We start from the raw sequence: 25,742 nt of genomic DNA on the forward strand, positions 1-25,742 counted from the left end.
ACACTATCACGACTGCAGCGCGGTATCCCCCCAGTTCGAAACTGCCCATCGCGGATTGTCCGAAACGTTCAGCACCGTGTCGCGGGCGACCGTGATGAAGCCCCATTCGGCGACATTGATCAGTGGCAGTTCGGCCACCACAAGCTGCTGGAACTTGTAGTAGAGGTCGGTGCGTGCAGCCGTATCAACGGTCTCGGACGCCTGCTTAATGATCTTGTCGAGCTCGGCGCTGACATAGCCGCCCTGGTTGGAGAAGGGCACGCCGTCAGGCGTTCCGGACTGGACAAGGATCGTCGTGGAGATGGCAGGATCACCGCGGAAGACCGGCGGGCCGACGGCGATGTCGAAATCGTGGTCGGTATAGACTGCCTTTTGATGAGCCGCCGCATCGGCATTGACGATAACGGCATCGATACCGACGGCCGCAAGCGCCTGGCGCAGATAATCGCCGAACTGGCGCGTCTCGTTGAAATAGGGTGCTGGACGCAGCTTGAGCTGGAATCGATTGCCGTCGGGGCCTTTGGTGTAGCCGCCCTGGTCCAGCAGCTCGTTTGCCGCCTTCACGTCGAAATTATAGTTGGCGACATCGGCGGTGTAGAATTCCTTCGAATTCTTCGGAACAGGGCCGGTGGATTCCGTCGCATAGCCGAGGAAGATCGTATCGACGACGAACTTCTTGTCGATCGCATGCGCAATCGCCTGACGGACCCTGAGATCGGAGAGTTCCTTGCGGCGATGATTGATCTCGATGACGAGCTGATAGGTGAGCGCCTCATAGCCCTTGGAGATCACCTTAATGCCCGTAACCTTGGAGATGCGGTCGAGATCGGCAAGCGGTACGGCCGAGAAGGCGGCGAGATGGATTTCCTCGGCTTCGAGTGCGGCTCCGGCCGAATCACGATCCGGCAGCACGCGGTAGATAATTTCGTTGAGCTTTGGCTCGCCCTTCTGCCAGTAATTCTCGTTGCGCGTCAGCCGGTAATATTCGCCCGGCTTGTATTCGGCGAACTTGAACGGGCCGGTGCCGACAAGCGTGTTGTTGGCCGGGTTCTTGGCGATATCGGTACCTTCAAAAATATGCTTGGGAACGACGCTGGTGACGGCTGGAAGCGCATTGCGGATGAGCTGGAAGGGCGTCGGCTTCGAGAAACGGAAGATCGCCGTGTGATCGTCGGGCGTATCGACTGCTTGCAGATTGGCGAAGACCAGGCGGCCGAGGTTCTGGAGCGGTTTCCAGACGTTGAGCGCCGAGAAGGCGACGTCGGCCGAGGTGAATGGTTTGCCGTCATGCCAGGTGGCGTTGTCGCGCAGCTTGAAGGTGACGGAGAGACCGTCGGCTGAGCCTTCCCAGGACGTGGCGAGACGCGGCGCAAGACCGTCCGAGCCTTGGTAGGAAGCCTCCGCGAGCGGCTCGATCACCTTGCTCGCGATGAAGAAGACGCCGTTCGAGGCGACGATTGCGGGGTTGAGGTTCTTCGGCTCGGAATCGGCTGCAACGATCAGGCGCCCGCCGGCCGGCACGTCCTGCGCCAGCGCAATACGCGACAACGCTGTCGTTCCGAGAAGCAACGCCGTGCCCTTCAGCAGGCCGCGCCGAGAGATATCTGCAATAGTCATGCCCGCTCCTGATATCCAAGAAATTCAATGATCTATATTCGAGTTGAAACGTTAATTGTGACAGGAATTAAATTCGAACAGGATGGCCAGGCGAGATATTTTTTGTCACCCAGCCATTATTTTTCAGCGGTTGCCAGCAACGAGCCGCGGCGCGTCAATGCCGAGGTTGCGATAGGACGCTCCCGGATGCGGCGCAACCAGCCGCGGTCCCGCGCCACCAAGCTTTTCGCGCAGCGTACCCTGCCGGTATTCGGTCTTGTAGACGCCGCGCTTCTGCAGTTCAGGCACCAACAGGTCGACGGTGTCTTCGAAGCTCTCGGGCGTCACCGCATAAGCGAGGTTGAAACCATCGACGTCGGTATCCTCGATCCATTCCTGCATCAGATCGGCGACTGTCGACGGTGAGCCGACGAAGACTGGGCCGAAGCCGCCGATGCCCACCCAATCGGCCATTTCGCGCACGGTCCATTCCTTATCCGGATCGATGGTCGTGAAGGTTTCGACAGCCGATTGCACGGCATTCGTATAGCGATGGCGCAGAACCTCGTCCGGGCCGAACTGGCCGAAATCGATACCGGTCCAGCCTGATATCAGCGTCAGCGCACCCTCGAAGGAGGCGTATTGGCGGTATTCGTTGAACTTGCGCTGCGCCTCGGCATCGGTCTCGCCAAGCACGACGGTCTGCAGGTTGAAGGCGAGGATTTCGCGCGGATTGCGTCCGAGCCGCTCGGCCGCCTGGCGGACATTGGCGACATAGCGCTTCAGTACTGCCTTGGAGGGAGCCGCAACAAAGATGCATTCGGCATGCGCGCCGGCAAAATCCTTGCCGCGGCTGGAGGCGCCGGCCTGATAGAGCACTGGCGTGCGCTGTGGAGAAGGCTCGCTCAGGTGAATGCCGGGAACGTTGAAATATTTGCCCGAATGGTTGATCGGGTGGACCCTTTCCGGATGCGTGAAGATGCCCGTCTCGCGGTCGCGCACCACGGCATCGTCCTCCCAGCTTCCTTCCCAGAGCTTGTAGCAGACCTCGAGATACTCGTCGGCCAGATCATAGCGGTCGTCATGGTTGGTCTGCGCGGCCTGGCCGATATTGAGCGCACCGCTGTTCAGATAGGAGGTGACGATGTTCCAGCCGACGCGGCCTTTGGTCAGATGATCGAGCGTGGAGATGCGCCGGGCGAATGTATAGGGGTGTTCGAAGGAGAGTGAGGCCGTCAGCCCGAAACCGAGATGTTCGGTCTCATACGCCATCGTCGGGATGAGCGGCAACGGGTCGTTGACGGGCACTTGCGCCGAATGGCGGAGCGCGGCATCGACATTGCCGTTCAAGACGTCATAGACGCCGAGTACGTCGGCGATGAAGAGACCGTCGAACTTGCCGCGCTCCAGCGTCTTTGCCAGATGCACCCAATAATCGAGATCCTTGTAGGTCCAGGATTTGTCGCGCGGATGCCGCCATAGCCCCGGCGACTGGTGTCCGACGCAATTCATGTCGAAGGCGTTGAGCCTGATTTCACGGGTCATGTCATTCTTCCTGCGTTGTCGGCGAGGCGCGGTTCAGGCGCCGACGGTTTTTCTGTTGATGAAGCTGAGGGCGAGCACGGCAAAGATGAGCGTGCCGGTGCCGACCTGCTGCCAGTAGAAGTTCAGGCCGGTCAGCAGCAGGCCGTTGGCGACGATGCTGAGGAGCAGGACGCCGAGAACGGTGCCAAGCACATTGGGCCGGCCGAGCGGTGACAGCGTCGTGCCGATGAAGGTGGCGCCGATGGCGTTGAGCAGGAACGCATTGCCGGAGGAGGGGATGTAGACGGTCACCGTCGCCGTCAGGATGAGACCGGCAACGGCGGCAATCAGCCCTGCGAAAATGAAGGTGGCGGCAACAGGCGCGCCGAGACCGATGCCGGAATAGCGCACCACGCTCGGCTGGATGCCGATCGAGACTACCACGCGCCCGAAACGGGTCCGAGCGAAGACTGCGGCTGCGCCCGCGATGACGATGGCAGCGATCACCAGTGGCACCGGAACGTTGGCAATCGTGCCGTGGCCGAGAAAGCGAAAGGCTTCCGGCACTCCCGAGGGCGGAAGATAAACCGGGTTGCCGCCATTGGTCAGCAATTGCTGGACACTGCGGCCGATAAAGAGGGTGCCGAGAGTCGCAAGGAACGGTGCGACGCCGATCACGGATATGAGGACAGCGTTGAACGCGCCGACCAGCGCGCCGGCTGCAAGCCCGGCGATGAGCGCGAGCGGCACCGGCTGTCCGGTGAGAACGAGGGAGACGAAGGCAAAGCTTGCAAAATCGACGGCGGTGCCGACCGAGAGATCGATGCCGCCTGCGGAGACGGCGAAGGTCATGGCGATCGAGACGATGGCGAGCAGGGTGAAATTGTTGACGAGAATGCTCTGCAGATTGCCAGGCGTCAGGAATGTCGGCGCCAGGATCGAGAAGACAGAGAAAACCACGATGAGCGCCATGATCAGGCCAAAGCGCGCGAGGCCGGCGAGCGATCGTCCGGCTGAAGTCGAGGCGGACATGTCAGATCTCCCGCTTGCGCAGCAATGTCGTGGCCGAAACGACCATCAGGATAAGAAGGCCCTGCACGCCGCTGACGAGCGTGCTCGGCAGGTTCAGGAGCTGGAAGCCGTTGGTGAGGAAGCCGATGAACAGCGCTGATACCAGCGTTCCCGTAACGGTCGGAACCAGACGGCGGGAAAAGACCGAGCCGAGCAGCGCGATGACGACGACAGGGAGCAGCGCTTCGCCCGAACCGGTCGTGCTGCCGCTGAGATAGGAAACCGAGAGAATGCCGGCAAAACCACCGCAGAGCCCGCTGGCAATGAAGGCGCCGGCAAGCAACCGCCTGAGCGGTAGGCCAGCGGCGCGTGCCGCATCCGGAAACTCGCCGACAGCATAAAGCCTGAGCCCGATCGGCGTATATTGCACGATCGCCGTGGCAATTGCCGTGAAGCCGAGCAGCACGTAGGCGAGAATGGGGATGCCGAAACTATCGGAGGCCGAAACAGCCGTCAGAAAATCGGTCGAGGCAGGTACGACAGTGTTCTGCGTCAGGACAAGTTCGAGGCCGGCGACGACATTCATCACTGCGAGCGTTGCTAACAGCGGGACGACGCCCGCGAGTACGATGGCGACAGCGTTGACCGCGCCGATCGCAACACCGGTCAGCAAAGCAGCTGCCGTCGCTATTGCGTCCCCGTAGCCAAGCTGGATCAGGGTCGCATAGACTGCAGCGCTCAGACCCATATTGGCCGCCAGGGACAGGTCGATGCCGCCGGTGACGACATTCGAGCCTCCGGCGATCAGCACGACTGTCAGGCCGATCGCCAATACGCCCGAAATGGCGGACTGGCCGAGAACATTGCCGATATTGCCGACAGACAGAAAATAAGGCGCGGTCAAAGAGAACACGACAAGGATGGCCGCGAAGGCAAGCAGCGAGCCGAAGCGGAGCACCGCGACGGTTGCTGTGCCCTTCGATTGTGGTACGGGCTCCGAGTGAGTGGCAGGAAGGGGCGCGAAATGAACGTCAGCCGACATGGCGCAGTCCTTCCGAAGCGCCGGTCGAGATCGACAGGACTTCATCTGTTGTGGTTTTGGAGGAGTCGAGCTCCCGGATCAGCCGGCCGCGGAAGAACACCAGGATCCGATCTGTGATGCCGACGAGCTCCGACAGGTCGGAGGAGAGAACGATAATGCCGGCCCCACGTGCGGCCAGTTCGCCGATCAGCGCATAAATTTCGACCTTCGAGCCGACGTCGACGCCGACGGTCGGTTCATCCAGCAGATAGATTTCCGATTGGCGGCTCAGCCATTTGGCGATCGCCACCTTCTGCTGGTTGCCGCCCGAGAGTGTGCGGACCAGCGCATCGCGCCCGGCCGTCTTGATCTGCAGCCGCTTGATCAGATCCTCGGTATCGGAGCGTTCACGCTTGCGATTGAGGAAGCCGAAACGACTGTAGCGGGCAAGGCTCGGGAGCGTGATATTTTCGGTCACGCTGAGATCGAGACCGACGCCGTGCCCGCGCCGATCCTCGGGAACAAGCGCGAGCCGGCGGTTGACGGCCTTTGCCGGACTGCGCGGCTGCGCTGCTCGGCCGTCGATTTCAATCTCGCCGCTTGCGGAGTGTTCCAGTCCGAAGAGCGTGCGGATCAGATCTTTGGCGCCGGAGCCGAGGAGACCGGTGATCCCGAGCACTTCGCCGCGACGGAGACTGAAATTGACATTCTCAAACTGGTTGGGCGCTGAAAGCCGGCGGATATCAAGGATCGCTTCGCCGAGATCGACCCGGCGCTTGGGGAACATTTCGGCGATGTCACGCTCGATCATCAGGCTGGCGATCGCCTTGGCTGAGGTTTCGCCTATCGGCAACGACGCCACATCCCGGCCGTTGCGCAGCACGGTAACGTGATCGCACAGTTCCTCGATCTCATTGAGGTAATGCGAGATGTAGATGATGGTGACCCCTTCGCCACGAAGGCGGCGGATCAGGCGGAAGAGGATTTCAGCCTCACGCCGCACGAGGGCAGCGGTCGGCTCGTCGAAGACGAGAACTTTCGGCTGATGGAGTAAAGCCCTGGTGATCTGGACGATCTGCCTTTCGGCGGTCGATAACTCACTTATAAGAGCGTTCTTCGGCAGAGTGATCCCGAAATAATTGGCAAGCAGCTCGCCGGCGCGCTTCTGCATCGCCCGGCGATCGAGGAAGGGCGTTTTCGCAAGCCGCGTCTCGCGGCCGAGAAACAGTGCCTCGCCGACGGTGAATGTCGGAACCAGCAGCCTGTCCTGATGGATGAAATGAATGCCGAGCTCTTCGTTCAGATGCGGTGTCAGCCGATCATAGGCTTTGCCTTCGATTTCGATCGTGCCTTCGTCTGCGACATGCAGCCCGGCAAGCAGCTTGATCAGCGTCGACTTGCCGGCTCCGTTCTGGCCGACGAGGCCGTGTACGGTGCCACGACGTATGGCGAGTGATGCGCCGGCCAGTGCCTGGGCGCCGCCGAAGCGCTTGACGATATGATCGAAGCGAATGATGACATTATCGTCGGCTGTCGCTTGCGTCGGGACGGGTACAGTCATGATGCTGCTTTCCGGGGACATGCGGGACCCTGTGGCATCAGCCGCAAGGTCCGCCTTGATATCAGCCGATACCGAGCTTCTTGATGATTTCGGAGACGTTATCCTTGTTGGCGAGCAGCGCCGGGACGTAGGTCTCGCGCGGCAGCGTCTGGCCGGCGAGCAGCCTGGCGACGTTGCGGACTGCGACACGGCCGATCTCCGCCGGCTGCTGGGCAGCATCGGCGCCGGCCGGTGAATTCTTGTCGGCAACGAGCTGGAGAACCTCCGGGCTGCCATCGACGCCATAGGTGCGGATTTCGTTGCGGCCGGCGGCGGCGATCGCCTGCGTTGCGCCGAGCTGCGGAATATCCCAAGCCGACCAGACGGCCTTGATCGAGTCCTTGTCCGGATATTTGTTGAGGATCGCAGTGATCTGCGTGAAGGCATCCTGGACCGTATTCGGGATGACGTCGCGCAATTCCGGCTGGAGGATCTTCACCTTCGGGAAATACTTGACGACGTTGACGAGCTGGTCGTAGCGGATGGCGCAGGGCGTGACACCGTAGAAGCCGTTGAAGACGACGATATTGCCTTCTCCGCCGATATCGGAAACGAGCTGCAGGGCGAGGTCCTTGCCGATGCCCCAATTGTCCGACGTCGTGTTGTTGATCGAATTGGTCGAGCCGACATCGACGGTCAGTACCGGAATGCCGGCGTCACGAGCCTTCTTCAGCCAGGGATCGATGACGCTGAGCGTGCCGAGGATCTGTACCAGCGCATCCGGCTTCTGGGCGACGAGCGTCTGCAACTGGGCGATCAGCTTGCCGTCGTTACGGCCGGCATCGACTGCGATCGGTTCGCCGCCGAGCCGCTTCACCTCTTCGATCTGGGCATTATAGACCTGCAGATCGAAATAGTGGTCCGTGCCGGTAGCGCTGATGGCGATCCGCTTGCCTTTCAGGGAAAGCCCTTCGTCGTCGGCCCTTACAGCCGGTGCGGTCAGCATGCTGGCGCCTGCAAAGGTGGCACTTGCGACGGCCGCAAGTTTCAAGATTTCACGGCGTCCGAAGCCGCCTCCAAGTCCTTCATTCATCACGATACCCTCTCAATTGGATAGGCTATAAATTATATAGATTTAAGGCGCATAAGAGGTACGTTATTCCAAAAGCATGCGGTCACAGGAAATTTTCTGAAGCTAAAGCTGGCTTCAGCGATCGCTGTTGCGACCGAGCCCATAGGTCAGGGCGAGGGCTCCGACGAGCACGGCGCCTTTGACGAAATCCTGCGTGTAGTAGGGAGCGTTCAGCATCGTCAGGCCATTCAGTAGCACGCCGACGAAGACGGCGCCGGCAATGGTGCCAAGCACGTTGGGTCGGCGCAGGTTGAGGACGGCAAAGCCGATGAGGGCGGCAGCAACCGAGTCCATTAGCAGCGATCCGCCGGAGGAGACATCGCCGCGGCCCACACGGGCCGCGATCACGATACCGCCAAGGGACGCCAGGGTCCCAGAGATAACATAGGCGAGCGTCTTCAACCGTGTGGTGGAGGCGCCGGCAAGCCGTGTCGCCACCTCGTTGCCGCCGGTGGCAAAGAGCAGCCGCCCAATGCGAGTGCGCTCGGTCAACACGAACAGGACGATGGCAACGATGGCCATCAGCACCACGGAGACGGGCAGGGTGGCAAAGAGGCTGTAGCGGCCGATCAGCAGGAAAGCCGGATCATAGGCGCCGGTCGCCTTGGAACCGTCTGGCAGGACAAGGCCTGCCGAGATCGACCGGCCGGCCGTCGGAATAAGCTGCAGGCCCGAGAGCAGGAACATCATGGCAAGCGTGGCCAGCAGGTCGGGTACGCGAAGCCGCACGATAAGCAAGGCGTTGACGAGCCCGACCGCCGCGCCGAAGGCAAGGACGACCGGCACTGTGGCGAAGACATCGAGATGCCAGACGATCATCGCATAGCTCGCGGCCATGACGCTGGAGGCGGCGACCGCTCCGATTGAGAGATCAAAACCGCCGACGGCCAGCGTCACCGTCACACCGGCGCCGAGGATCGCGACAACAGATACGGCCTGGAGGATGCTCATCAGGTTGCCGATATTGACGAAGGCCGGTTGCGCGATCGTGAAGCCGACCATCATCAGTCCGAGCAGGATGAACACCGCGCCGGCGCGCAGAAAGCCGCCGAGCGCTGGGACGCCGGCCCCCTGGCCGTGGTTCTGTGCGGTCGAGCCTGCCTTTGGCAAGGCCTCTTCATCGATGGTTGTCATGCGGAAAGTTCCTGTCGGGATGAAGAAGAGGCATCGTCGATAAAATCGGGCAGCAAGGTGTGGTGCTCGATTGTCAGGATGCGGTCAGCGACCTCGTAGGCCTCTTCGGGATCGGATGTCGCGATCAGCGTCGCGCGGTCGGTGCGCGCCCGGATTGCCTGGATGATGTCGTGGCGGGCGCCGACATCGACGCCCTGGAACGGCTCGTCGAGCAGCAGCAGCCGGCTTGGCTCCGCCTCCCAGCGAGCGATGACAGTCTTCTGCTGATTACCGCCCGACAGTGACCAGATCGAAGCGAGCGGACCGGCGGCCTTGATGCCCAGCCGGGAAATGGCCTGTTCCGCCTCGCGCCGCTCGCGACCGCCGAAAAGCAGGCCGCTCGGATACCATTTAACAAGATGCGGAAGGCTGATGGTGGCTGCGAGCGAATTGCCGGGCCACGCCGCCGGCATCAGCGAGGAGCGATGGCGATCCTCGGCTGCCATAGCGACGCCTGCAGCAATTGCCTCAGCCGGCGATTTCGGCCGATAAGGCTTGCCGTCGAGTTGCATCGCGCCGTCAGCCATGTCTCGAATGCCGAAGATCGACGACAACAGGCGGCTTTTGCCGGCCCCCAGCACGCCTGTGATGGCAACGACCTCGCCTTCATGCAGGGTCAGGTCGAAGGGCTTGCTTGACGGCAGAAGGCGAATGCCATGCATTTCGAAAATGGCTGAGCCCGTCGCCGGGCGGGCGTCTGGCCGCGCTGCTTCAAGCCTGCGACCGATCATCGTTTCGATGGCGCTGGAAAAGTCGATCGGCCGGTTGAAGCTGCCGACGATGCGGCCGCCACGCATGACAAGCGCCCGGTCGGCGATTGCCTCCAAGTCGGCGGTCCGGTGAGAAATATAGAGGATCGCAAGACCCTGCGCCTTGAGGCCAAGCAGGATGTCGAACAGGCGCCGGCTTTCTTCTGCCGAAAGACTTGCGGTCGGCTCGTCGAGGATCAGCAGCTCGGCCTTGTTGGCAAGCGCCCGGGCGATAGCGACGAGCTGCCGGTCGGCGGCACTCAGATCGCCGAAATCCCTGTCGAGCGGCAGCGAAAAGCCGGCGGCGTCGAGCATGGCAAGCGCTTCGCGGCGCACGCTTGCCCGGGAGAGAAAGAAGGGCGTGCTGCCCTCCGCAAAGCGATGCAGCAACAAAGCGTCGGCAATGGTCAGTCCTGCCGCTCCGACAAGATCCGTCGATTGGTGCACGGTGACGACACCGGCCTTTGCCGCCTCGGATGGCGTCTTGGGTGAGAAAGACCGGCCATTCAGGCTGATTATGCCCGCGTCTGCAGCAAGTACGCCCGAGACTATTTTCACCAGCGTTGATTTGCCGGCACCATTTGCGCCCATGAGCGCGACGATCTCGCCCCGCTCGATAGAGAAACAGGCGCCGGAAAGCGCACGGGTGGACCCGAAACTGCGGGTAATATTGTCAACGTGAAGGAGCGGCATCGGGCATATCCGGGTCTGCTTTTGAGCCGCGATATTGGCCTGACCGATGCCCGAACTGCGAGGCAAGCCTTGCCCCGGTCGCGCGGCGATGGGAACAAAGAATCTCCTGAACCCGCAAAAATCGGATCATTAAATCTACTAAAAACATAGAGTTTATATCTAATAATTTCATGCGTCGCAGGGAGCTGCCAACCTGTCAGACGACGCTCCCGATCGACCGGAAGGACCGCGACGATGAAATCCCTCGCACGGCTGGCGCTCTCTGCAGCCGCAGTTTCGTTCACTCTCTATCAGCCGTCCTTTGCGGGTGGTCTCAATGGCGCTCCGGCCCCCTTTGACAAGGGCGGTGTCAAGGTGGCGCTGATCAGCTATATCTCGGCCGGTGACTTCTTTCAGGCCTATCAGGCCGGTGCGGAAGCCCAGGCCAAGGCGCTCGATATCGATCTGCGTGTGTTTCCCGGCCGGCAGGATGCCGCCGAGCAGCGTGAGCAGATCTTGCAGGCGATCAATCTCGGCGTAGCAGGTATCGTCGTCGATCACGGCCTGCCGGAATCGCTCGGCGATGTCGTCCAGCAGGCGCTGGACAAGGGCATCAAGGTCGTTGCCTTCGACGTCAACCTCAACAATCCCAAGGTGCCGCAGGTGGAGCAGAGCGATCATGAACTCGCTCAGCTCGGGCTCGAACAGGTAGTCAAGGACAATGGCAAGAGCTTCAAGGCCGGTTATGTCTATGTCGCAGGCTTCGCGCCGCTCGACCGTCGTAACGAGGTCTGGGAGAAGTTCAAGTCGGAGAATTCCGGCGTCGTCGAGAAGGCCCGTTTCGGCAATGTGAGCGATACGACGGCGACCTCGACGGCCGATCAGGCGAAAGCCGCGCTGACCGCCAACCCCGATATCAGTGTCGTCTTCGCTCCCTATGACGAGTTTGCTCGTGGCGTGAAGCTCGCCGCCAATGACCTTGGCATCGCGAGCAAGGTGAAGATCTATTCGGCAGATGTCTCCACTGCCGACATTCAGGAGATCACTGAAGAGGGCAGCCCCTGGGTTGCGACCGTCGCCACCAATCCGGCCGTCGTCGGTGCCGTCTCCGTTCGTGCCGCCGCTCTCCAGATCGCCGGGCAGGAAATCCCGCATCAGATCACAGTCAAGCCGACGCTCCTGACGCAGGAAAGCCTGCGTGCCGCCGGCGTCAAGACGATCGAGGATTTGGCACAGAAAATCTCGGCCTTCAGCACAAGCGACGCGGCAACCGCGAGCTGGATCCCGGACAAGCTTTTCTAAGCTGCCTGCCTCGATCTTCCGGCGGGGGTTGTGCGGCCCCCGCCGGCCCATTTTCCAGGAAATCGGAGTTTCGACCCATGAGCCAGTCCAATGTCGTCTTCGCAACCAATCGCAGCACGACGCGAGAGGACTTCTTTGCCCGCGCCGAAGACATCTCGGCCGATCTTTCCAGGCGCGCCGCTGAACTCGACCGCGAAGGCCGCCCGCCGCTTGCCGAGATCATCAAGTTGAAGAATGCCGGGCTACTGAACGCACTGCATGACCAGAAGATCGGCGGCGGTGGCCTTGATTGGGTGGATGGCCTGCGGCTCGTGCGCATCCTGGCGCGCGGCGAAAGCTCGATCGGCCAGCTGCTCGGCTATCACTTCGTCAACAGCCAGTATGTCTACTGGGCGCTCAAGGAAGCGCGCGCTCATGCGCTGGGTTCCGAGACCGTCGCGAAAAACCTCTATTGGGGCGCTGCTGTCAATCCGCGCGATCCCGGTCTTGTGCTGACTCGTCGTGGCAACGGCTATGTGCTGAACGGGCGCAAATCCTTTTCCACCGCCGCCCATGTATCTGACTACATCAATGCCAACGCCGCGCTCGACGACAAGATCGTCGGTTTCGCGGTGCCGACCAACCGGCCCGGCTATCAGGCGAATGACGACTGGGACAATTTTGGTCAGCGGCTCTCCGACAGCGGCAGCGTCGAGTTTCACGATTTCCCTGTTCATGAGGAGGATTTCGTTAGCGCTCCGGCTGCTCCCGATGCCGCCCCGCCGGTGCTTTCCACCTTCAACACGCCGCTCATCCAGCTCGTCTTCGTCAACTTCTATCTCGGCAGCGCCGAAGGCGCGCTCCAGGCCGCTGTCGACTATGTGCGGACGACGACGCGTCCCTGGGTCACTTCGGGCGTCGAGCGGGCTGCGGACGATCCCTATATCCTAGAGCGGGTCGGTGAGTTCACCGCCGCGCTGAAAGCCTCCGCCGCCCTGGCCGATGCGGCAGCGGCAGCTGTCCAGGCAGGACTTGCAAAGGGCCATGCTGTCACCGCCCGTGAGCGCGGCGAGGCGGCGGCGGAAGCCTATGCCTCCAAGGTGAACGCCACCCATGTCTCGCTCGATATCACGTCTCGCGTCTTCGAATTGACTGGCGCGCGCTCCACGGCGGAGAAATATCGCTTCGACCGTTTCTGGCGCAATGTGCGCACCCACACGCTGCACGATCCGGTGTTCTACAAGGCCAAGGAAGTCGGGGAGTTCGTTTTGAACAACAAGATCCCCGACGTCAGCCTTTACAGCTGAGCCTAGGAACATAGGCGAAAAAGAACCCCATTTCCGGTGACGGAAATGGGGTTTTTTGTTGAGGAGTGGGTTCAGAGTGCGCCGTTCTTCGGCGGGATCACGCCGTTCAGGTGATAATTGCCGATGACGTGATACTTCCAGCGCACGGGATCGTGCAGCGTGTGGGTGCGTGCATTGCGCCAGTGTCGGTCGAGATTGAGTTCGGCCTTCACAGCGGAGGTGCCTGCGAGCTCGAAGAGCGTGTTGGTCGCTTCGATGGCGATCTCGGTCGTCAGCACCTTGGCAGCGGCGACAGCAAGCGTGGCTTCAACGACGGTTGCTTCCGTCGTCTCGATCTGAGCCGCATCGACTTTCTGGCCGGCACGTTCGAGGAGTGCTGCGGCAGCTTCCAGCCGGATGGCGATCTGTCCGACCTTCGCGATCGTCAGTGGATCTTCGGCGGCGCGCTCTGCGCCGCTGTCCATCCAGGGGCGGGATTTGGTCCGCACGAATTCCAGTGTCTCCGCAAAAGCGGCCCGCGCGATGCCGAGATCGATGCCTGCATGAACGATCTGCCCGACCGAGCCGATTGTCGTCGGCCGCTCGAAACCCTTGTGGTGGCGAACGATGGAATCGGCGTGGACATAGACATTGTTGAGGATGGTCGTGCCGCTGCCCGTTGTGCGTTGGCCGAAACCGTCCCAGTCGTCGATGATCTCGACGCCCTCGGTGCCCTTCGGCACGAAGGCCATGACAAGCCGGTCTTCCTCATCGAGCGCGAACACGGTGACCCAGTCAGCGAACAAGACGCCCGTCGAGTAGTATTTCTGGCCGTTGATGCGATAGCCCGGTCCGTCCCTGACAATGCGGGTATTGTAGTGGCCGACGGTTTTCGTGCCGCGCTCCGAAAGCGCATTACCGAAACGGTCACCGGCAAGCGCCCTGCCGAAGAAATACCGCTTCTGCTCGTCGCTGCCATCCACCCGCAAAGCTTCCAGAATGTAGAAATGGTTCTGCGGGATCTGGCCGATCGAGCCGTCTGCTTCCGCCAGGATCGCGGTCACTTCGGCCAGAACGGCATTCGAGACATCAAGCCCGCCATATTGCGCGGGAACGGCAATCGCCAGCAGGCCGGATTGTGCGAGCGCGTCGAGCTCGGCGAAAGGTAACCGGCGTTCAGAATCGCGCCCGGCGGCGGTGGCGGCGAATTGGGTGGCAAGGCTGCGGGCCGTCTCAAGTGCCTCCTCGTCACTGGCAATGCGGGCGGCCACGGGCCGAATCTGGTCTTGTTGCCTGAGTACGGTCGTCATCGATTTCTCCAGTTCTGACCGTCGTATGGGTGAAAGAAATCGGCATGATAGGTAAGACTATAAATTCTATAGATGGGATAGAAAATAAAAAGTGCTTGCTTATTTGGAACTCGCGTCAGCGGCTAGCCTATGTCTTCCTCCATCTCACTGGGAATTGACCGTTTTGCCGATGAAATCACCGCCGGAAAAACGCAGACCAATCTCGAATAACGGCGCGCGAACCCCTAGGTAACGGCACATACGTCATTCCGGCGTCCGCGTTCAGCAGAGGGCAGGCGGTCGCTTCGCCCCGATCCACGAGGAAAAACATGACCCGTTCACGGCAGTTGCGCCTCGGCGCCTTCATGCGTCCCGTCAGCCTTCATACAGGCGCATGGCGCTATCCGGGTTCCTATCCAGACGCCAATTTCAATTTCGCTCATATCAAATCCTTCGCGCAGAAGCTGGAAGCCGCGAAATTTGACGCCTTCTTCATGGCAGATCACCTTGCAGTGCTCAACATGCCGGTTGAGGCGCTGAAGCGCAGCCATACCGTCACCTCTTTCGAGCCCTTCACACTGCTTTCGGCGCTCGCTGCCGTTACCGAGAGGATCGGGCTTGCGGCAACGGCATCCACCACTTTCGACGAGCCCTATCATGTCGCCCGCCGCTTCGCTTCGCTGGATCACATCAGCAACGGCCGCGCAGCCTGGAATATCGTCACCACGTCCAACCCAGACGCTGCCCTTAATTTCGGTCTCGACGAGCATGTGGAACATGGCGAGCGCTACAAGCGGGCGCGCGAATTCTACGATGTCGTCACCGGCCTCTGGGACAGCTTTGCCGACAACGCCTTTATCCGTGACCGCGAGAGCGGAATTTATTTTGATCCCGAAAAAATGCACGTGCTCAACCACAAGGGCGACGAACTGAGCGTGCGCGGGCCGCTGAATATCGCCCGCCCGGTCCAGGGCTGGCCCGTCATCGTGCAGGCTGGCCAGTCTGATCCCGGTCGTCAGCTTGCTGCCGAAACGGCCGAAGTGGTCTTCTGTTCGCCGCGCGATCTCGACGGCGGCAAAGCACTCTATGCGGATATCAAGGGGCGGATGCAGGCTATAGGCCGCAACCCTGACCACCTGAAAATGTTGCCCGCCGCTTTCGTCGTCATCGGGGACAGTATTGAGGAGGCACGGACTAAACGGCTGTCGCTCGATAGCCTCGTCCACTACGATAGCGCCATCGCGTCGCTTTCGATCGCGCTCGGCCACGATGCTTCCGCTTTCGATCCGGATGCGGCGCTGCCCAAAGATATTCCTGAGACCAACGCCAGCAAGACCGGTCGCGCCCAGGTCATCAAGCTGGCGCAGGAGGAAAACCTCACCGTCCGCCAGCTTGCCCAGCGTTATGGCGGCTACTCGGGCCTCGCTTTCGTCGGTACGCCCAGGAGCATCGCCGACGAGATGGAGCGCTGGCTGGACGAGGAAGGATCCGATGGATTCAACGTCGTCTTCCCCTACCTGCCGCAAGGGCTCGACGACGTGACGACACGCCTCGTGCCTGAACTGCAGCGGCGTGGCATATTCCGGAATGAATATGAGGGCATGACATTACGTGAGCATCTCGGCCTGCCGCGGCCGAAAAATCGTTTCTTCTCCGATTAAGGCCGTTTCTGAAGTCTTCGCATGCCACCGCGTTGTTTGCTGAACGGGCACCATCGTGTCGACACAAACCGGCTAGTTGCTTCTACTTCCTGACGATGCCCACCCGCGCCAGCACTTCGCCAGGGATGCCATAGCGCTGGATAATATCCTTGTTGTTGCGCAGGCCGCAGATCTCACGCTGAACAAACAGGCCCCAGACGGCGTCGGATGCTTCGTTGATAAGCGTTTCCCGCTGCTCAGTGCTATGGCGATCGGGGTTCCACGCCTTTAACGCAGCGAGCGCCGACTCGACTTTCAGCCCGTTGCGTCCAAGCGAGCTCGCCCGCTCCGACATCATCTCGTATTCGAGCACATTCACCCCGCCTTCGGCCGAAAACGACTGCCTGAAGGATTGCGGCGGGCGAAGGCTCATCGGGCTATCCCTCGCTGGTTATGGCGCCGGCGCGCCCGTGACCTGGAAATAGGCCCAGGCGGCGGCAAAGACGATGATCACGATTGCGATAATCATCAGCTTGCGAAGCATGGGGTTGGGTGCTTTGCGCGGGGGCTTCGGCTTGCGAAACTTGATAACGTTGTCGCTCATCGTCTTGCTGTTCGGTTCGTTCTTCCCACAGCAGTAACGCATATCGACGGGCTTTGGCACCCGTGTCCCATCCAAATATACGCTTTTATGTGAGAGCTGCCGGCGGACACCGGCAGCTTCGAAACCCAATCAGCGGGCAGCCCAGTTGGCGCCGCGGCGGAAGATCGTCTTCATCTGCGGCACGTCGAATTCCTTGGCGACATGGCCGAGCGAGGAGTAGAAGACGCGACCCTTGCCATATTTCCGCTTCCAGACGACCGGCATGGTCACGCCGTCGATCCAGTAGGCATGTTCGCCGGTGAAGGTCGTCGTCGCGAGCACCTCGTTCGAGGGATCGACATGCATGTAATACTGCTCGGAATTATAGGGGAAATCGGTGATCCCCTCCATCAGCGGGTCGTCCGGCCGGGTGATGTTGACGGTATAGTCGATGATATTGCCGGGATGAGCAACCCATTGGCCGCCGATGATGAACTGGTATTCCGTCGATTCGCGGAAGCTGTCGCCGGCACCGCCGTGATAGCCGGCAATGCCGACGCCGCCTTCGATCGCAGCGGCGAGGTTCTTCACCTCTTCCTTCTCGATCTTCGACATGGTGACGACGGGAACGATGAGGCTCAGATCATGGATCGACGGGTCAGCGAAGGCCTCCGTGCTGTGCTCTACATAGACTTTGAAGCCGTCCTCCTCGAGCATGTCCTTGATGATCGCGGCGCATTGTTCCGGTTCGTGGCCTGCCCAGCCGCCCCAGACGATCAGTGCTTCACGCATGTATTCCTCCTGAATGTTACTTGCCGAGCATTCCGTCGACGAGGGATTGAGATAGCGGAGCAGGGCGCTCCGTTGTCGTGGTGAGTGTCACCGTGCTGCCCGTGTCAGACGCCTTTTGAAAGGCTTCCATCACTTCGAGCACGTGCAGCGCCAGGTCGCCGTTTGCGCGATGCGGCCGGTTCGACCGGATGGCGTGGGCTAGATCGGCGACACCGAGTGAACGATAATTGCCGTCGGCATAGGGCAGGGTTACGGGCTGGTCCTCGAACTGGCCGCCCTTCTTCAGATATTCGACTGCCCCGCCGAAATGGTTCGGGTCGGGCACGATCAGCGTGCCTTCGGTACCGTAGACCTCGAGCGGCACGTGCTTGTGGCCGGCGACATCGAAGCTCATGCCGATCTGCACGACAGCACCGTTGGCGAAAGCCATGACGCCGGTCACGTGGGTCGGGATATGCACGGAAATGCGCTCACCGTTGCGCGGCTCGCTGGTGATGATGCGCTCATTGCGCGGCGTGACCGCAAAGCCGGCGACCTTGGCGACCGGCCCCAAAAGATTGACGAGGTCGGTGATGTAATAGGGGCCCATATCGAGCATCGGGCCACCGCCGACTTCGTAATAAAAGGCCGGATTGGGATGCCAGCGCTCGTGGCCAGGGCACATGAAGGTGGCGGTACCGCCGACCGGAATGCCGATGACGCCCCCGTCCATCAAGGCGCGGGCGGTCTGATGGCCGCCGCCGAGGAAGGTGTCGGGTGCTGCGCCGATGCGAAGGCCCTTGGCCTTGGCGGCATCCGCCAATTTTTTCCCTTCCTCGAAATTAATCCCGAGCGGTTTTTCCGAATAGGTGTGCTTACCAGCGTCCAGCGCCTGCAAGCCGACGGCGACGTGAGCCTTCGGAATGGTCAGGTTGACGATGATCTCGACCTTGGGATCGGCGAAAAGTTCTTCGGCCGTCCTGGCCTGAAGGTTGAATTCGGTCGCCTTTGCCTCTGCAAGATCACGATTGAGGTCGGCCAGTCCGCGGATGTCGAGGATCGGGAATGCCGATGTCATCGCCTTCAAGTAGGCGCCCGAAATATTGCCGCAGCCAATAATGCCGATGCCGACTTTTTCCATCATATCCTCCGATAAATGTTGGGGTTTTGCGCGTCAGAGCGCCGGTCCCGTCGTACTCCAGGGCGATTCGTAGAGTTCGTAAAGGGCAACAGCGGCGGCGCCCCGCGCCCAGAAGTCGTCGGTCGAGTCGTCGAAAACGAATTCACTGACGCCTTTCAGGGATGGCGGGATAGCGAGTTCATAGGCCTCCCGCAGGCTGTTGAGGAAGGGCTCGCCCAGCGCAAGCGAGGAGCCGACGAGAATGACGCGCGGCGGCGCAAACAGCGTGACAATATTGGCAACGGTCAGCCCTACCGCCTCGCCGGCGCGCACCGCCGCAGCGATCAGCCGGTCGTCGTCAGCCTGAATCAGCGCCTTCACATGCGTCATGCCTCGGCCGAGGCGTACTGCTTCGGCAAAGCGCCCATCGGCCTGCTGTTCGCCGAGAATGGCGCTTTCGCCGGCTTGGCTGGAAAGGCGCACCACGCCCTGTTGTCCCATGCCGAGGACGAGATCGCCGAGATTGTGGCTGAGGCCGCCGGCACCGCGGAAAAGGTGATTGTCATGCAGCACGCCGAGGCCGAGCGTCTGCTCCAGCGCGATCAGAACCATGTCTTCCAGATCACGGGCCTTTCCGAACCAGTGATGGCCAAGCGTGATAGCGTGGGCGTCGCTTTCGATAATCGTCGGCGTCGACAGGCGGCCCGACATTTCCATAGCGAAATCAATGTTGACTTCGCGGAATATCGGGCTCGAACGGATATGCCCAGTACGGTGCTCGATGACGCCGGGAAGCGCCAGGCATATGCTGTCGATATCGTCGAGCGATAGGCCGATATCGACGACACAGCGCCGCACGCCATCCTCGATGAGATCGGCAATAACGGCGATCGGCTGGCGATCGATGCGGATTGGCAGCGTCAGCTTGGAGAGCACGTCCCCGCGGAAATTGGTGACGGCGAAAACCATACGGCTGGCCGCGATCTTGGCGCCAACCACACGGGCGGCATCCGGATTGAGCTCCAGCATTACGCGCGGCCTTCCGCGTACGGCCTCATTGCGGATATCGCCTTCATGACGCGGCAGGATCAGCCCATCATCGAGCAACGAGGCGGTGATGGCGGAAACCGTCGTCGTCGAGAGCTCCGTACGCTCACTGATCTGGATACGGGAGATCGGACCGTGACGCCGGATCGTGTCGAGCACATTCAAGCGATTGATCGCACGCATTAATTCGGGATCTGCAGTCTTCATGAAAACGAGCCAGGCAATCGTTATTGGGCAAAAGGACCCAATATTTTTAACGGGTTACGAAATAAATAGCAGCCAATTGCGGCACGCTGTCAAGCCAATTAGGTGAAAAATACAGCAGTTGGGTTGACAATAGGCAAAAGCTCCGCTGAATTAATCCGCATAGGGGAAAAATTGTGAGGATAGGTCCCCTGGGAGGAAATCATGAATTTCATACAAAAGCATGCCGCCCTCCGTGGCCGGCACATCGCATCTATGGCCGCGGCAGTCGGCATTTCGCTGCTGTTGGGCGCAAGTGCTGCCTCGGCGACGACGGTGGTCAAGTGGCTGCATCTCGAGACCGATCCGAAAAATGTCGCGGCCTGGGAAGATATCGTCAAGAAATACGAAGCCCAGCATCCCGACGTTGATATCCAGATGCAGTTCCTCGAAAACGAGGCTTTCAAGGCCAAGCTTCCGACATTGCTGCAGTCTGACGACGTACCGGATTTCTTTTTCAGCTGGGGCGGCGGGGTCCTAAAGCAGCAGTCAGAGACGGGTGCGCTACAGGATGTGACGGCAGCCCTCGACGCCGATGGCGGTAAACTGCGCAATTCCTATACCCCCGCTTCGGTCGATGGTCTGACCTTCGACGGCAAGACCTGGGCCATCCCCTACAAGGTCGGCCTGGTCAGCTTCTTTTATAACAAGGCGCTGTTTGCCAAGGCCGGCGTCAAAGCCGAGGACATCAAGAACTGGTCCGATTTTCTCGACGCGGTGAAGAAGATCAAGGCAGCCGGCATCGTGCCGATTGCCGGAGGCGGCGGCGAGAAATGGCCGATCCATTTCTACTGGAGCTATCTCGTCATGCGCGAGGGCGGCCAGAAGGTCTTCGAAGCGGCCAAGAACGGCGAAGGCGAAGGTTTCCTAGACCCCGCGATCATCAAGGCCGGCGATGACCTCGCCGAGCTCGGCAAGCTCGAGCCTTTCCAGCCAGGCTATCTCGGCGCAACCTGGCCGCAGACGCTCGGTGTCTTCGGCGACGGTAAGGCGGCGATGATCCTCGGCTTTGAAGCGACCGAGGCCAACCAGCGCAAGAATGCCGGTGACGGCAAAGGCCTTGCACCCGACAATATCGGCCGTTTCGATTTTCCCGCGGTCGACGGCGGCGCCGGCAAGCCGACCGATACACTCGGCGGGTTGAACGGCTGGGCCGTCACCAAGAAGGCATCCAAGGAAGCGATCGATTTCCTCGCCTTCCTGACGAGCGCCGAGAATGAGCGGGCGATGGCCAAGTTGGGCATGCTTCTGCCCGTTGCTGTCGGCGCCGATGACGGCGTCGTCAACCCGCTGCTCGCTGAATCAGCAAAAGAGCTTGCTGCGTCGACCTGGCATCAGAACTTTTTCGACCAGGATCTCGGTGCGGCCGTCGGTCGTGTCGTCAACGACGTGGCGGTGGAGATCGTCTCCGGCCAGATGAATTCCAAGGACGGCGCTCAGATGATCCAGGATGCTTTCGAGCTGGAGCAATAACCAGCGCCTGCAGAACCTTCCCCGGCGCTCCCGAAAGCGGAGCGTCGGCACCGCTGCCGACGAGATACGAAAGCAGGAATCATGGCCAATATTTCAGTCCCCTCGATGTCAGCCACGGCAAGTCCGGCAAGACGAGCACGAGCCGCACAGCGGAAAAGTTCGGTCGCCCACGACCGGCTGACCGTGCTCTTACTCTTTCTGCCGCCGGCGCTGCTGCTCTTCACGCTGTTCGTCATCATGCCGATGGGGGAGGCCGCCTGGTACAGCCTCTACAAGTGGAACGGCTACGGCACGCCGACCGACTTCATCGGCCTGCGCAATTTCGAGGTCCTGTTTCGAAACGCCGCTTTCACGCAGGCGCTGGTCAATAACGGCCTGATCATCGTGATCTCGATCTGCATCCAGGTGCCGCTCGCCATCTGGCTGGCGACCATGCTTGCCCATCGCATTCCAGGCGTCGTCGGCTTCCGCCTGATTTTCTTCCTGCCTTATGTGCTTGCCGACGTTGCGGCGGGACTCATCTGGCGCTTCGTCTATGACGGAGACTACGGCCTATTTGCCGCCGTCTCGAATTTCTTCGGCTTCGCCAATCCCTATGTGCTCGCCGACAAGGATGTGGCGATCTATGCCGTACTCGGCGTCATCGTCTGGAAATATTTCGGCTTTCACATGATGCTGTTCATCGCCGGCCTGCAATCGGTCGACAAGAACGTGCTGGAGGCCGCCGAAATCGACGGCGCCACTGGTTGGCAGAAATTTCGTTACGTCACCCTGCCGCTGCTCGGCTCGACCCTGCGTCTTTCGATTTTCTTCGCCGTCGTCGGCTCGCTGCAGCTCTTCGACATGATCATGCCGCTGACGGGCGGCGGCCCGTCCAATTCCACGCAGACGATGGTCACCTTCCTCTACACCTATGGCGTCATGCGCATGCAGGTGGGCCTGGGCAGCGCCGTCGGCGTCGTGCTCTTCATCATCTGCGTAACGCTCGCCTTCGGTTACAAAAGGATATTCATGCGTCATGACTGATATCAGCTCTTCCATCCGCGTGAGCGCGTCCACACGCATCTATCTCTACGTGTCGCTGAGCCTGATTGCCGCGATCGTGCTCGTGCCGCTGGTGACGACGGCGCTCGGCGGCTTCAAGACGCTGGGGGACCTGCGCATCAATCCCTTCGGTCTGCCGACGGAATGGCAGTGGGCGAACTATACGGACATCCTCTTCGGCGAACGCTATTGGCTGCAGATCGGCAATTCACTTGTCATCGCAGCCCTCACCGTGCTCCTGACGCTGATCGTCTCGTCCATGGCGGCTTTCGCCTTTGCCCATGTCCGCTTCTTCGGCTCGTCCTTCCTGCTCAATTATTTTCTGCTGGGTCTGATGTTTCCGGCGGCGACTGCGATCCTGCCGCTCTTCATCCGCATTCGCGATCTCGGCCTGTTGAACACCTATTGGGGCGTGGTGCTGCCGCAGGTGGCCTTCGGTCTCGGCATGAGCATCCTGCTGTTCAGGAACTATTTCCGCAACCTCCCGGAAGAACTGTTCCAGGCCGCTTTCGTCGATGGTTGCGGTTATCTGCGCTTCTTCTGGCATATCTCGCTGCCGCTCTCCCGCCCGATCGTCGCCACCGTCAGCATCGTTTCCTTCGTCGGCAGCTGGAATAGCTACATCCTGCCGCTGATCATGCTGAACTCGGAATCCAAATACCCGTGGCCGCTCGGCATCATGGTCTATCGTGGCGAATACGGCACCGAGTGGCAATTGGTGCTGGCCTTCATCACGCTCACCATCCTGCCGACCATCATCGTCTTTTTCGCTGCCCAGAGGCACATCATCGCCGGACTGACCGCCGGCGCCGTGAAGTCCTGAGCCGAACCATTGGAGGTGCAATCATGGCATCCGTTTCACTGAACGATATTCGTAAGGCCTATGGCGCCGTTGGCGTCATCCACGGCATTTCGCTTGATATCGAGGATGGGGAATTCGTCGCCCTCGTCGGGCCGTCCGGCTGCGGAAAATCGACGCTGCTGCGGATGATCGCCGGCCTCGAGGAGATTACTGACGGCGAGATCGCGATCGGCGGGGCTGTCGTCAACGGCATGACGCCGCGCGAACGCAACATCGCCATGGTCTTCCAGTCCTACGCGCTCTATCCGCATATGACGGTCGCGGAAAACATGGGTTTCAATCTGAAGCTCGCCGGTGTCGGCAAACCGCAAATCGAGGCCCGCGTTGCCGAGGCCGCCCGCATGCTCGATCTTGCCCAGCTTCTCGACCGCAAGCCGGCCCAGCTTTCCGGCGGTCAACGCCAGCGTGTCGCCATGGGCCGTGCTATCGTGCGAAATCCCGCCGTCTTCCTGTTCGACGAGCCGCTGTCCAATCTCGATGCCAAGTTGCGTGTGCAGATGCGCTCCGAAATCAAGACGTTGCACCAGAAGGTCAGGACCACCTCGATCTATGTCACGCACGACCAGATCGAGGCGATGACGCTTGCCGACCGCGTCGTCGTGCTCAACCAGGGCAGGGTGGAGCAGCAGGGTACGCCGCTCGAACTTTACAGGAAACCGGCCAATCTCTTTGTCGCCGCCTTCATCGGATCGCCGGCGATGAATATGCTTGACGGCACGGTGGACGGCGAAAACGGTGAGCCGGCAGCGCGCCTTTCGGACGGCACTGCAATCCGTATCGCTGCCGATCGCAAGGTTCGTCCTGGCCAGGCGGTGACTATCGGCCTGCGCCCCGAGCATCTGACGCCGGGTGGCAAAGATGGAAGTGCGCTTGCCGGGCAGACCCTGCTCGTCGAACCGACCGGCGCTCAGACGCATGTCGTCTTCGATCTAGCCGGCCAGCCTGTAACGGCCGTCGTGGATGGAAATTATGCGGCCCGTTACGGCGCCCGTTTCGAGGCCAACATCGCCAGCGAGCAGATCCATGTCTTTGACCGCGGCACCGGTCTCGCTCTTTAAGCGTGAGGCATTGCGGACGGGCCGGCGTGTTTCGGCACTGCCGAAATCACATAAATGCGCCGCCGATCGTATGACCGGCGGCGCATTTGCCTTGTCAGCGCTTATTCGGCCGGCTGTGCGGCGGAACCGAGCAGATCGCTGTCGTCCCGCGGGTTGCCGGCCATTGCGGCGGTAAAACGGGTCTGGTCGAGTTCGTTTTCCCAACGGGCGACGACGATTGTGGCAACCGCATTGCCGACGAGGTTCGTCAGTGCCCGGCACTCCGACATGAAGCGGTCGATGCCGAGGATGAGCGCCATGCCGGCGATCGGAACCGAGGGAACGACAGAGAGTGTCGCGGCAAGTGTGATGAAGCCGGCCCCGGTGATGCCTGCGGCACCCTTGGAGCTCAGCATGGCCACCAGAAGCAGTAGGATCTGGTCGCCGAAGCTCAGATGCGTATCCGTCGCCTGCGCGATGAAGAGCGCTGCGAGCGTCATATAAATGTTGGTGCCGTCGAGGTTGAAGGAATAGCCGGTCGGGATGACGAGCCCGACGACCGAGCGCTTGCAGCCGGCACGTTCCATCTTGTTCATCAGGCCGGGCAGGGCAGCTTCCGATGACGAGGTGCCGAGCACCAGCAGCAATTCTTCCTTGATATAGCGCAGCAGCGCCAGGATGGAGAAGCCGTTGTAGCGGGCGACCGCGCCGAGCACGACCAGTACGAAGAGCAGCGACGTCAGGTAGAAGGTGCCGATCAGGAAAGCGAGGTTGGCGATCGCGCCAATACCATATTTGCCGATCGTGAAGGCCATTGCGCCAAAGGCGCCGATCGGCGCGAACTTCATCAGGATCGCGACAAGACGGAAGACCGGGGCTGTCAGGACCTGAAAGAAGTCGAGGACGGGCTTGCCGCGCTCGCCGACGGAGCCGAGCGCAATGCCGAAGACGACGGAGAAGAACAGCACCTGCAGGATGTCGCCCTTGGCGAAGGCGCCGACGATCGTGTCCGGAATGATGTTCATCAGGAAGCCGACGATCGTAGCGTCATGGGCTTGGGCGGCATAATTGTTGACGGCCTTTGTATCGAGCGTTGCCGGGTCGATGTGCATGCCGGCGCCGGGCTGCAGCACGTTGGAGACGACAAGGCCGACAACGAGCGCCAGTGTCGAGAAGACGAGGAAGTAGCCGAGCGCCTTGCCGACCACGCGGCCGAACTTCTTGAGGTCGGCCATGCCGGCAATGCCGGTCGTGACCGTCAGGAAGATGACGGGCGCGATCACCATGCGCACGAGCTTGATGAAGGCATCGCCTAGCGGCTGCAGCGAAGCGCCAAGAGAAGGGTAGAAATGGCCGAGCAGAATGCCTGCGGCGATGGCGGCGAGAACCTGCACATAGAGGTGCCGGTAAAAGGGCGTTTTGCCGCGCTCTGCGGCGGCGTTCATTGCAATATCCATTGGTGTCCTCCGCTGTGCCGGACGCCGACGCGCCGGCGGCAAATCATGATGGTCAAACAGCCTCCCGACTGATGAGGAGTGGTTTGCAATGCGCGTGCCAGTTTCTTCCGCTTGTCTAATTCATTGATATTCTTGGATGCACATGCTTGTCGCAGGCTTGATAGTGCGATTTTCCGCACAAAGTGATTTGC

Annotated in this window: 22 protein-coding genes; 7 read left to right on the forward strand and 15 right to left on the reverse strand. The window is 60.8% G+C overall.

Annotation, left to right across the window (positions count from 1 at the left end; translation table 11 throughout):
* Positions 1 to 6: 6 nt before the first annotated feature.
* The 8 genes from FHT92_RS19410 to FHT92_RS19445 all read right to left on the reverse strand — a co-directional run bounded on the left by FHT92_RS19410 (position 7) and on the right by FHT92_RS19445 (position 10,439).
* On the reverse strand, positions 7 to 1,617 hold the full coding sequence (locus tag FHT92_RS19410) for an ABC transporter substrate-binding protein (RefSeq protein WP_183828382.1): 1,611 nt from the start codon (positions 1,615 to 1,617) through the stop codon (positions 7 to 9).
* A 123-nt stretch (positions 1,618 to 1,740) separates the two neighbouring features.
* The gene (locus tag FHT92_RS19415) at positions 1,741 to 3,141 is read right to left on the reverse strand and encodes an LLM class flavin-dependent oxidoreductase (RefSeq protein WP_183828385.1); all 1,401 of its coding nucleotides are present in this window, start codon (positions 3,139 to 3,141) and stop codon (positions 1,741 to 1,743) included.
* Positions 3,142 to 3,174: 33 nt separating this feature from the next.
* Complete coding sequence (locus FHT92_RS19420) at positions 3,175 to 4,152, reverse strand: ABC transporter permease (protein WP_183828388.1); 978 nt, start codon at positions 4,150 to 4,152, stop codon at positions 3,175 to 3,177.
* A gap of 1 nt (position 4,153) precedes the next feature.
* Positions 4,154 to 5,173 (reverse strand): ABC transporter permease, encoded by a 1,020-nt coding sequence (locus FHT92_RS19425; protein WP_183828391.1) that lies wholly within the window; start codon positions 5,171 to 5,173, stop codon positions 4,154 to 4,156.
* Positions 5,163 to 6,713, reverse strand: a complete 1,551-nt coding sequence (locus FHT92_RS19430) for a sugar ABC transporter ATP-binding protein (RefSeq protein ID WP_183828393.1) — start codon at positions 6,711 to 6,713, stop codon at positions 5,163 to 5,165. The genes FHT92_RS19425 and FHT92_RS19430 overlap by 11 nt, the downstream gene beginning before the upstream one ends.
* A gap of 61 nt (positions 6,714 to 6,774) precedes the next feature.
* Positions 6,775 to 7,785 carry a sugar ABC transporter substrate-binding protein gene (locus FHT92_RS19435; RefSeq protein ID WP_183828396.1) on the reverse strand — a complete coding sequence of 337 codons (1,011 nt, stop codon included), beginning with the start codon at positions 7,783 to 7,785 and terminating at the stop codon, positions 6,775 to 6,777.
* Positions 7,786 to 7,899: 114 nt separating this feature from the next.
* Complete coding sequence (locus tag FHT92_RS19440) at positions 7,900 to 8,958, reverse strand: ABC transporter permease (RefSeq protein WP_183828399.1); 1,059 nt, start codon at positions 8,956 to 8,958, stop codon at positions 7,900 to 7,902.
* Positions 8,955 to 10,439: a sugar ABC transporter ATP-binding protein gene (locus FHT92_RS19445; RefSeq protein ID WP_183828402.1), complete on the reverse strand. Its 1,485-nt coding sequence runs from the start codon at positions 10,437 to 10,439 to the stop codon at positions 8,955 to 8,957. Before FHT92_RS19445 ends, FHT92_RS19440 begins: the two co-directional genes overlap by 4 nt.
* Positions 10,440 to 10,673: 234 nt before the next feature.
* On the opposite strand from FHT92_RS19445, the gene FHT92_RS19450 reads away from it, so the two are divergent.
* Positions 10,674 to 11,720, forward strand: a complete 1,047-nt coding sequence (locus FHT92_RS19450) for a substrate-binding domain-containing protein (RefSeq protein WP_183828405.1) — start codon at positions 10,674 to 10,676, stop codon at positions 11,718 to 11,720.
* 77 nt (positions 11,721 to 11,797) lie between these two features.
* Positions 11,798 to 13,006 carry an acyl-CoA dehydrogenase family protein gene (locus FHT92_RS19455; protein WP_183828408.1) on the forward strand — a complete coding sequence of 403 codons (1,209 nt, stop codon included), beginning with the start codon at positions 11,798 to 11,800 and terminating at the stop codon, positions 13,004 to 13,006.
* A 71-nt stretch (positions 13,007 to 13,077) separates the two neighbouring features.
* On the opposite strand, the gene FHT92_RS19460 is transcribed toward FHT92_RS19455, so the two are convergent.
* Positions 13,078 to 14,295 (reverse strand): SfnB family sulfur acquisition oxidoreductase, encoded by a 1,218-nt coding sequence (locus tag FHT92_RS19460; RefSeq protein ID WP_183828411.1) that lies wholly within the window; start codon positions 14,293 to 14,295, stop codon positions 13,078 to 13,080.
* 308 nt (positions 14,296 to 14,603) lie between these two features.
* Between FHT92_RS19460 and FHT92_RS19465 the strand changes: the two genes are divergently transcribed.
* Positions 14,604 to 15,935 carry an LLM class flavin-dependent oxidoreductase gene (locus tag FHT92_RS19465; RefSeq protein ID WP_183748311.1) on the forward strand — a complete coding sequence of 444 codons (1,332 nt, stop codon included), beginning with the start codon at positions 14,604 to 14,606 and terminating at the stop codon, positions 15,933 to 15,935.
* A gap of 82 nt (positions 15,936 to 16,017) precedes the next feature.
* On the opposite strand, the gene FHT92_RS19470 is transcribed toward FHT92_RS19465, so the two are convergent.
* From FHT92_RS19470 to FHT92_RS19490, 5 genes are all read right to left on the reverse strand, one after another.
* Positions 16,018 to 16,347 (reverse strand): DUF6665 family protein, encoded by a 330-nt coding sequence (locus tag FHT92_RS19470; RefSeq protein ID WP_183748312.1) that lies wholly within the window; start codon positions 16,345 to 16,347, stop codon positions 16,018 to 16,020.
* A gap of 18 nt (positions 16,348 to 16,365) precedes the next feature.
* Positions 16,366 to 16,518, reverse strand: coding sequence for a hypothetical protein (locus FHT92_RS19475; RefSeq protein WP_183748314.1), 153 nt, complete (start codon positions 16,516 to 16,518; stop codon positions 16,366 to 16,368).
* Positions 16,519 to 16,647: 129 nt separating this feature from the next.
* A complete protein-coding gene (locus tag FHT92_RS19480; protein ID WP_183748316.1) occupies positions 16,648 to 17,289 on the reverse strand; it encodes a ThuA domain-containing protein in 642 nt (213 codons plus the stop codon).
* Between the two features lie 16 nt (positions 17,290 to 17,305).
* The gene (locus FHT92_RS19485; RefSeq protein ID WP_183828415.1) at positions 17,306 to 18,409 is read right to left on the reverse strand and encodes a Gfo/Idh/MocA family protein; all 1,104 of its coding nucleotides are present in this window, start codon (positions 18,407 to 18,409) and stop codon (positions 17,306 to 17,308) included.
* A gap of 33 nt (positions 18,410 to 18,442) precedes the next feature.
* Positions 18,443 to 19,642, reverse strand: coding sequence for an ROK family transcriptional regulator (locus FHT92_RS19490; protein WP_183828418.1), 1,200 nt, complete (start codon positions 19,640 to 19,642; stop codon positions 18,443 to 18,445).
* 201 nt (positions 19,643 to 19,843) lie between these two features.
* Here FHT92_RS19490 and FHT92_RS19495 point away from each other — a divergent pair, with 201 nt between their 5' ends.
* The 4 genes from FHT92_RS19495 (at position 19,844) to FHT92_RS19510 (ending at position 24,115) form a co-directional block, all read left to right on the forward strand.
* Positions 19,844 to 21,151 carry an ABC transporter substrate-binding protein gene (locus FHT92_RS19495; protein ID WP_183828421.1) on the forward strand — a complete coding sequence of 436 codons (1,308 nt, stop codon included), beginning with the start codon at positions 19,844 to 19,846 and terminating at the stop codon, positions 21,149 to 21,151.
* Positions 21,152 to 21,232: 81 nt separating this feature from the next.
* Positions 21,233 to 22,177 (forward strand): carbohydrate ABC transporter permease, encoded by a 945-nt coding sequence (locus FHT92_RS19500; RefSeq protein WP_183828424.1) that lies wholly within the window; start codon positions 21,233 to 21,235, stop codon positions 22,175 to 22,177.
* Positions 22,170 to 23,018, forward strand: coding sequence for a carbohydrate ABC transporter permease (locus FHT92_RS19505; protein WP_183828427.1), 849 nt, complete (start codon positions 22,170 to 22,172; stop codon positions 23,016 to 23,018). The genes FHT92_RS19500 and FHT92_RS19505 overlap by 8 nt, the downstream gene beginning before the upstream one ends.
* A 23-nt stretch (positions 23,019 to 23,041) precedes the next feature.
* Positions 23,042 to 24,115 carry an ABC transporter ATP-binding protein gene (locus FHT92_RS19510; RefSeq protein WP_183828430.1) on the forward strand — a complete coding sequence of 358 codons (1,074 nt, stop codon included), beginning with the start codon at positions 23,042 to 23,044 and terminating at the stop codon, positions 24,113 to 24,115.
* 101 nt (positions 24,116 to 24,216) lie between these two features.
* Here FHT92_RS19510 and FHT92_RS19515 read toward each other — a convergent pair whose 3' ends face one another.
* Positions 24,217 to 25,551: a dicarboxylate/amino acid:cation symporter gene (locus FHT92_RS19515; RefSeq protein ID WP_183748328.1), complete on the reverse strand. Its 1,335-nt coding sequence runs from the start codon at positions 25,549 to 25,551 to the stop codon at positions 24,217 to 24,219.
* Positions 25,552 to 25,742 lie beyond the last annotated feature (191 nt).

It is taken from the genome of Rhizobium sp. BK377, from assembly GCF_014193935.1.
Taxonomy (GTDB): domain Bacteria; phylum Pseudomonadota; class Alphaproteobacteria; order Rhizobiales; family Rhizobiaceae; genus Rhizobium.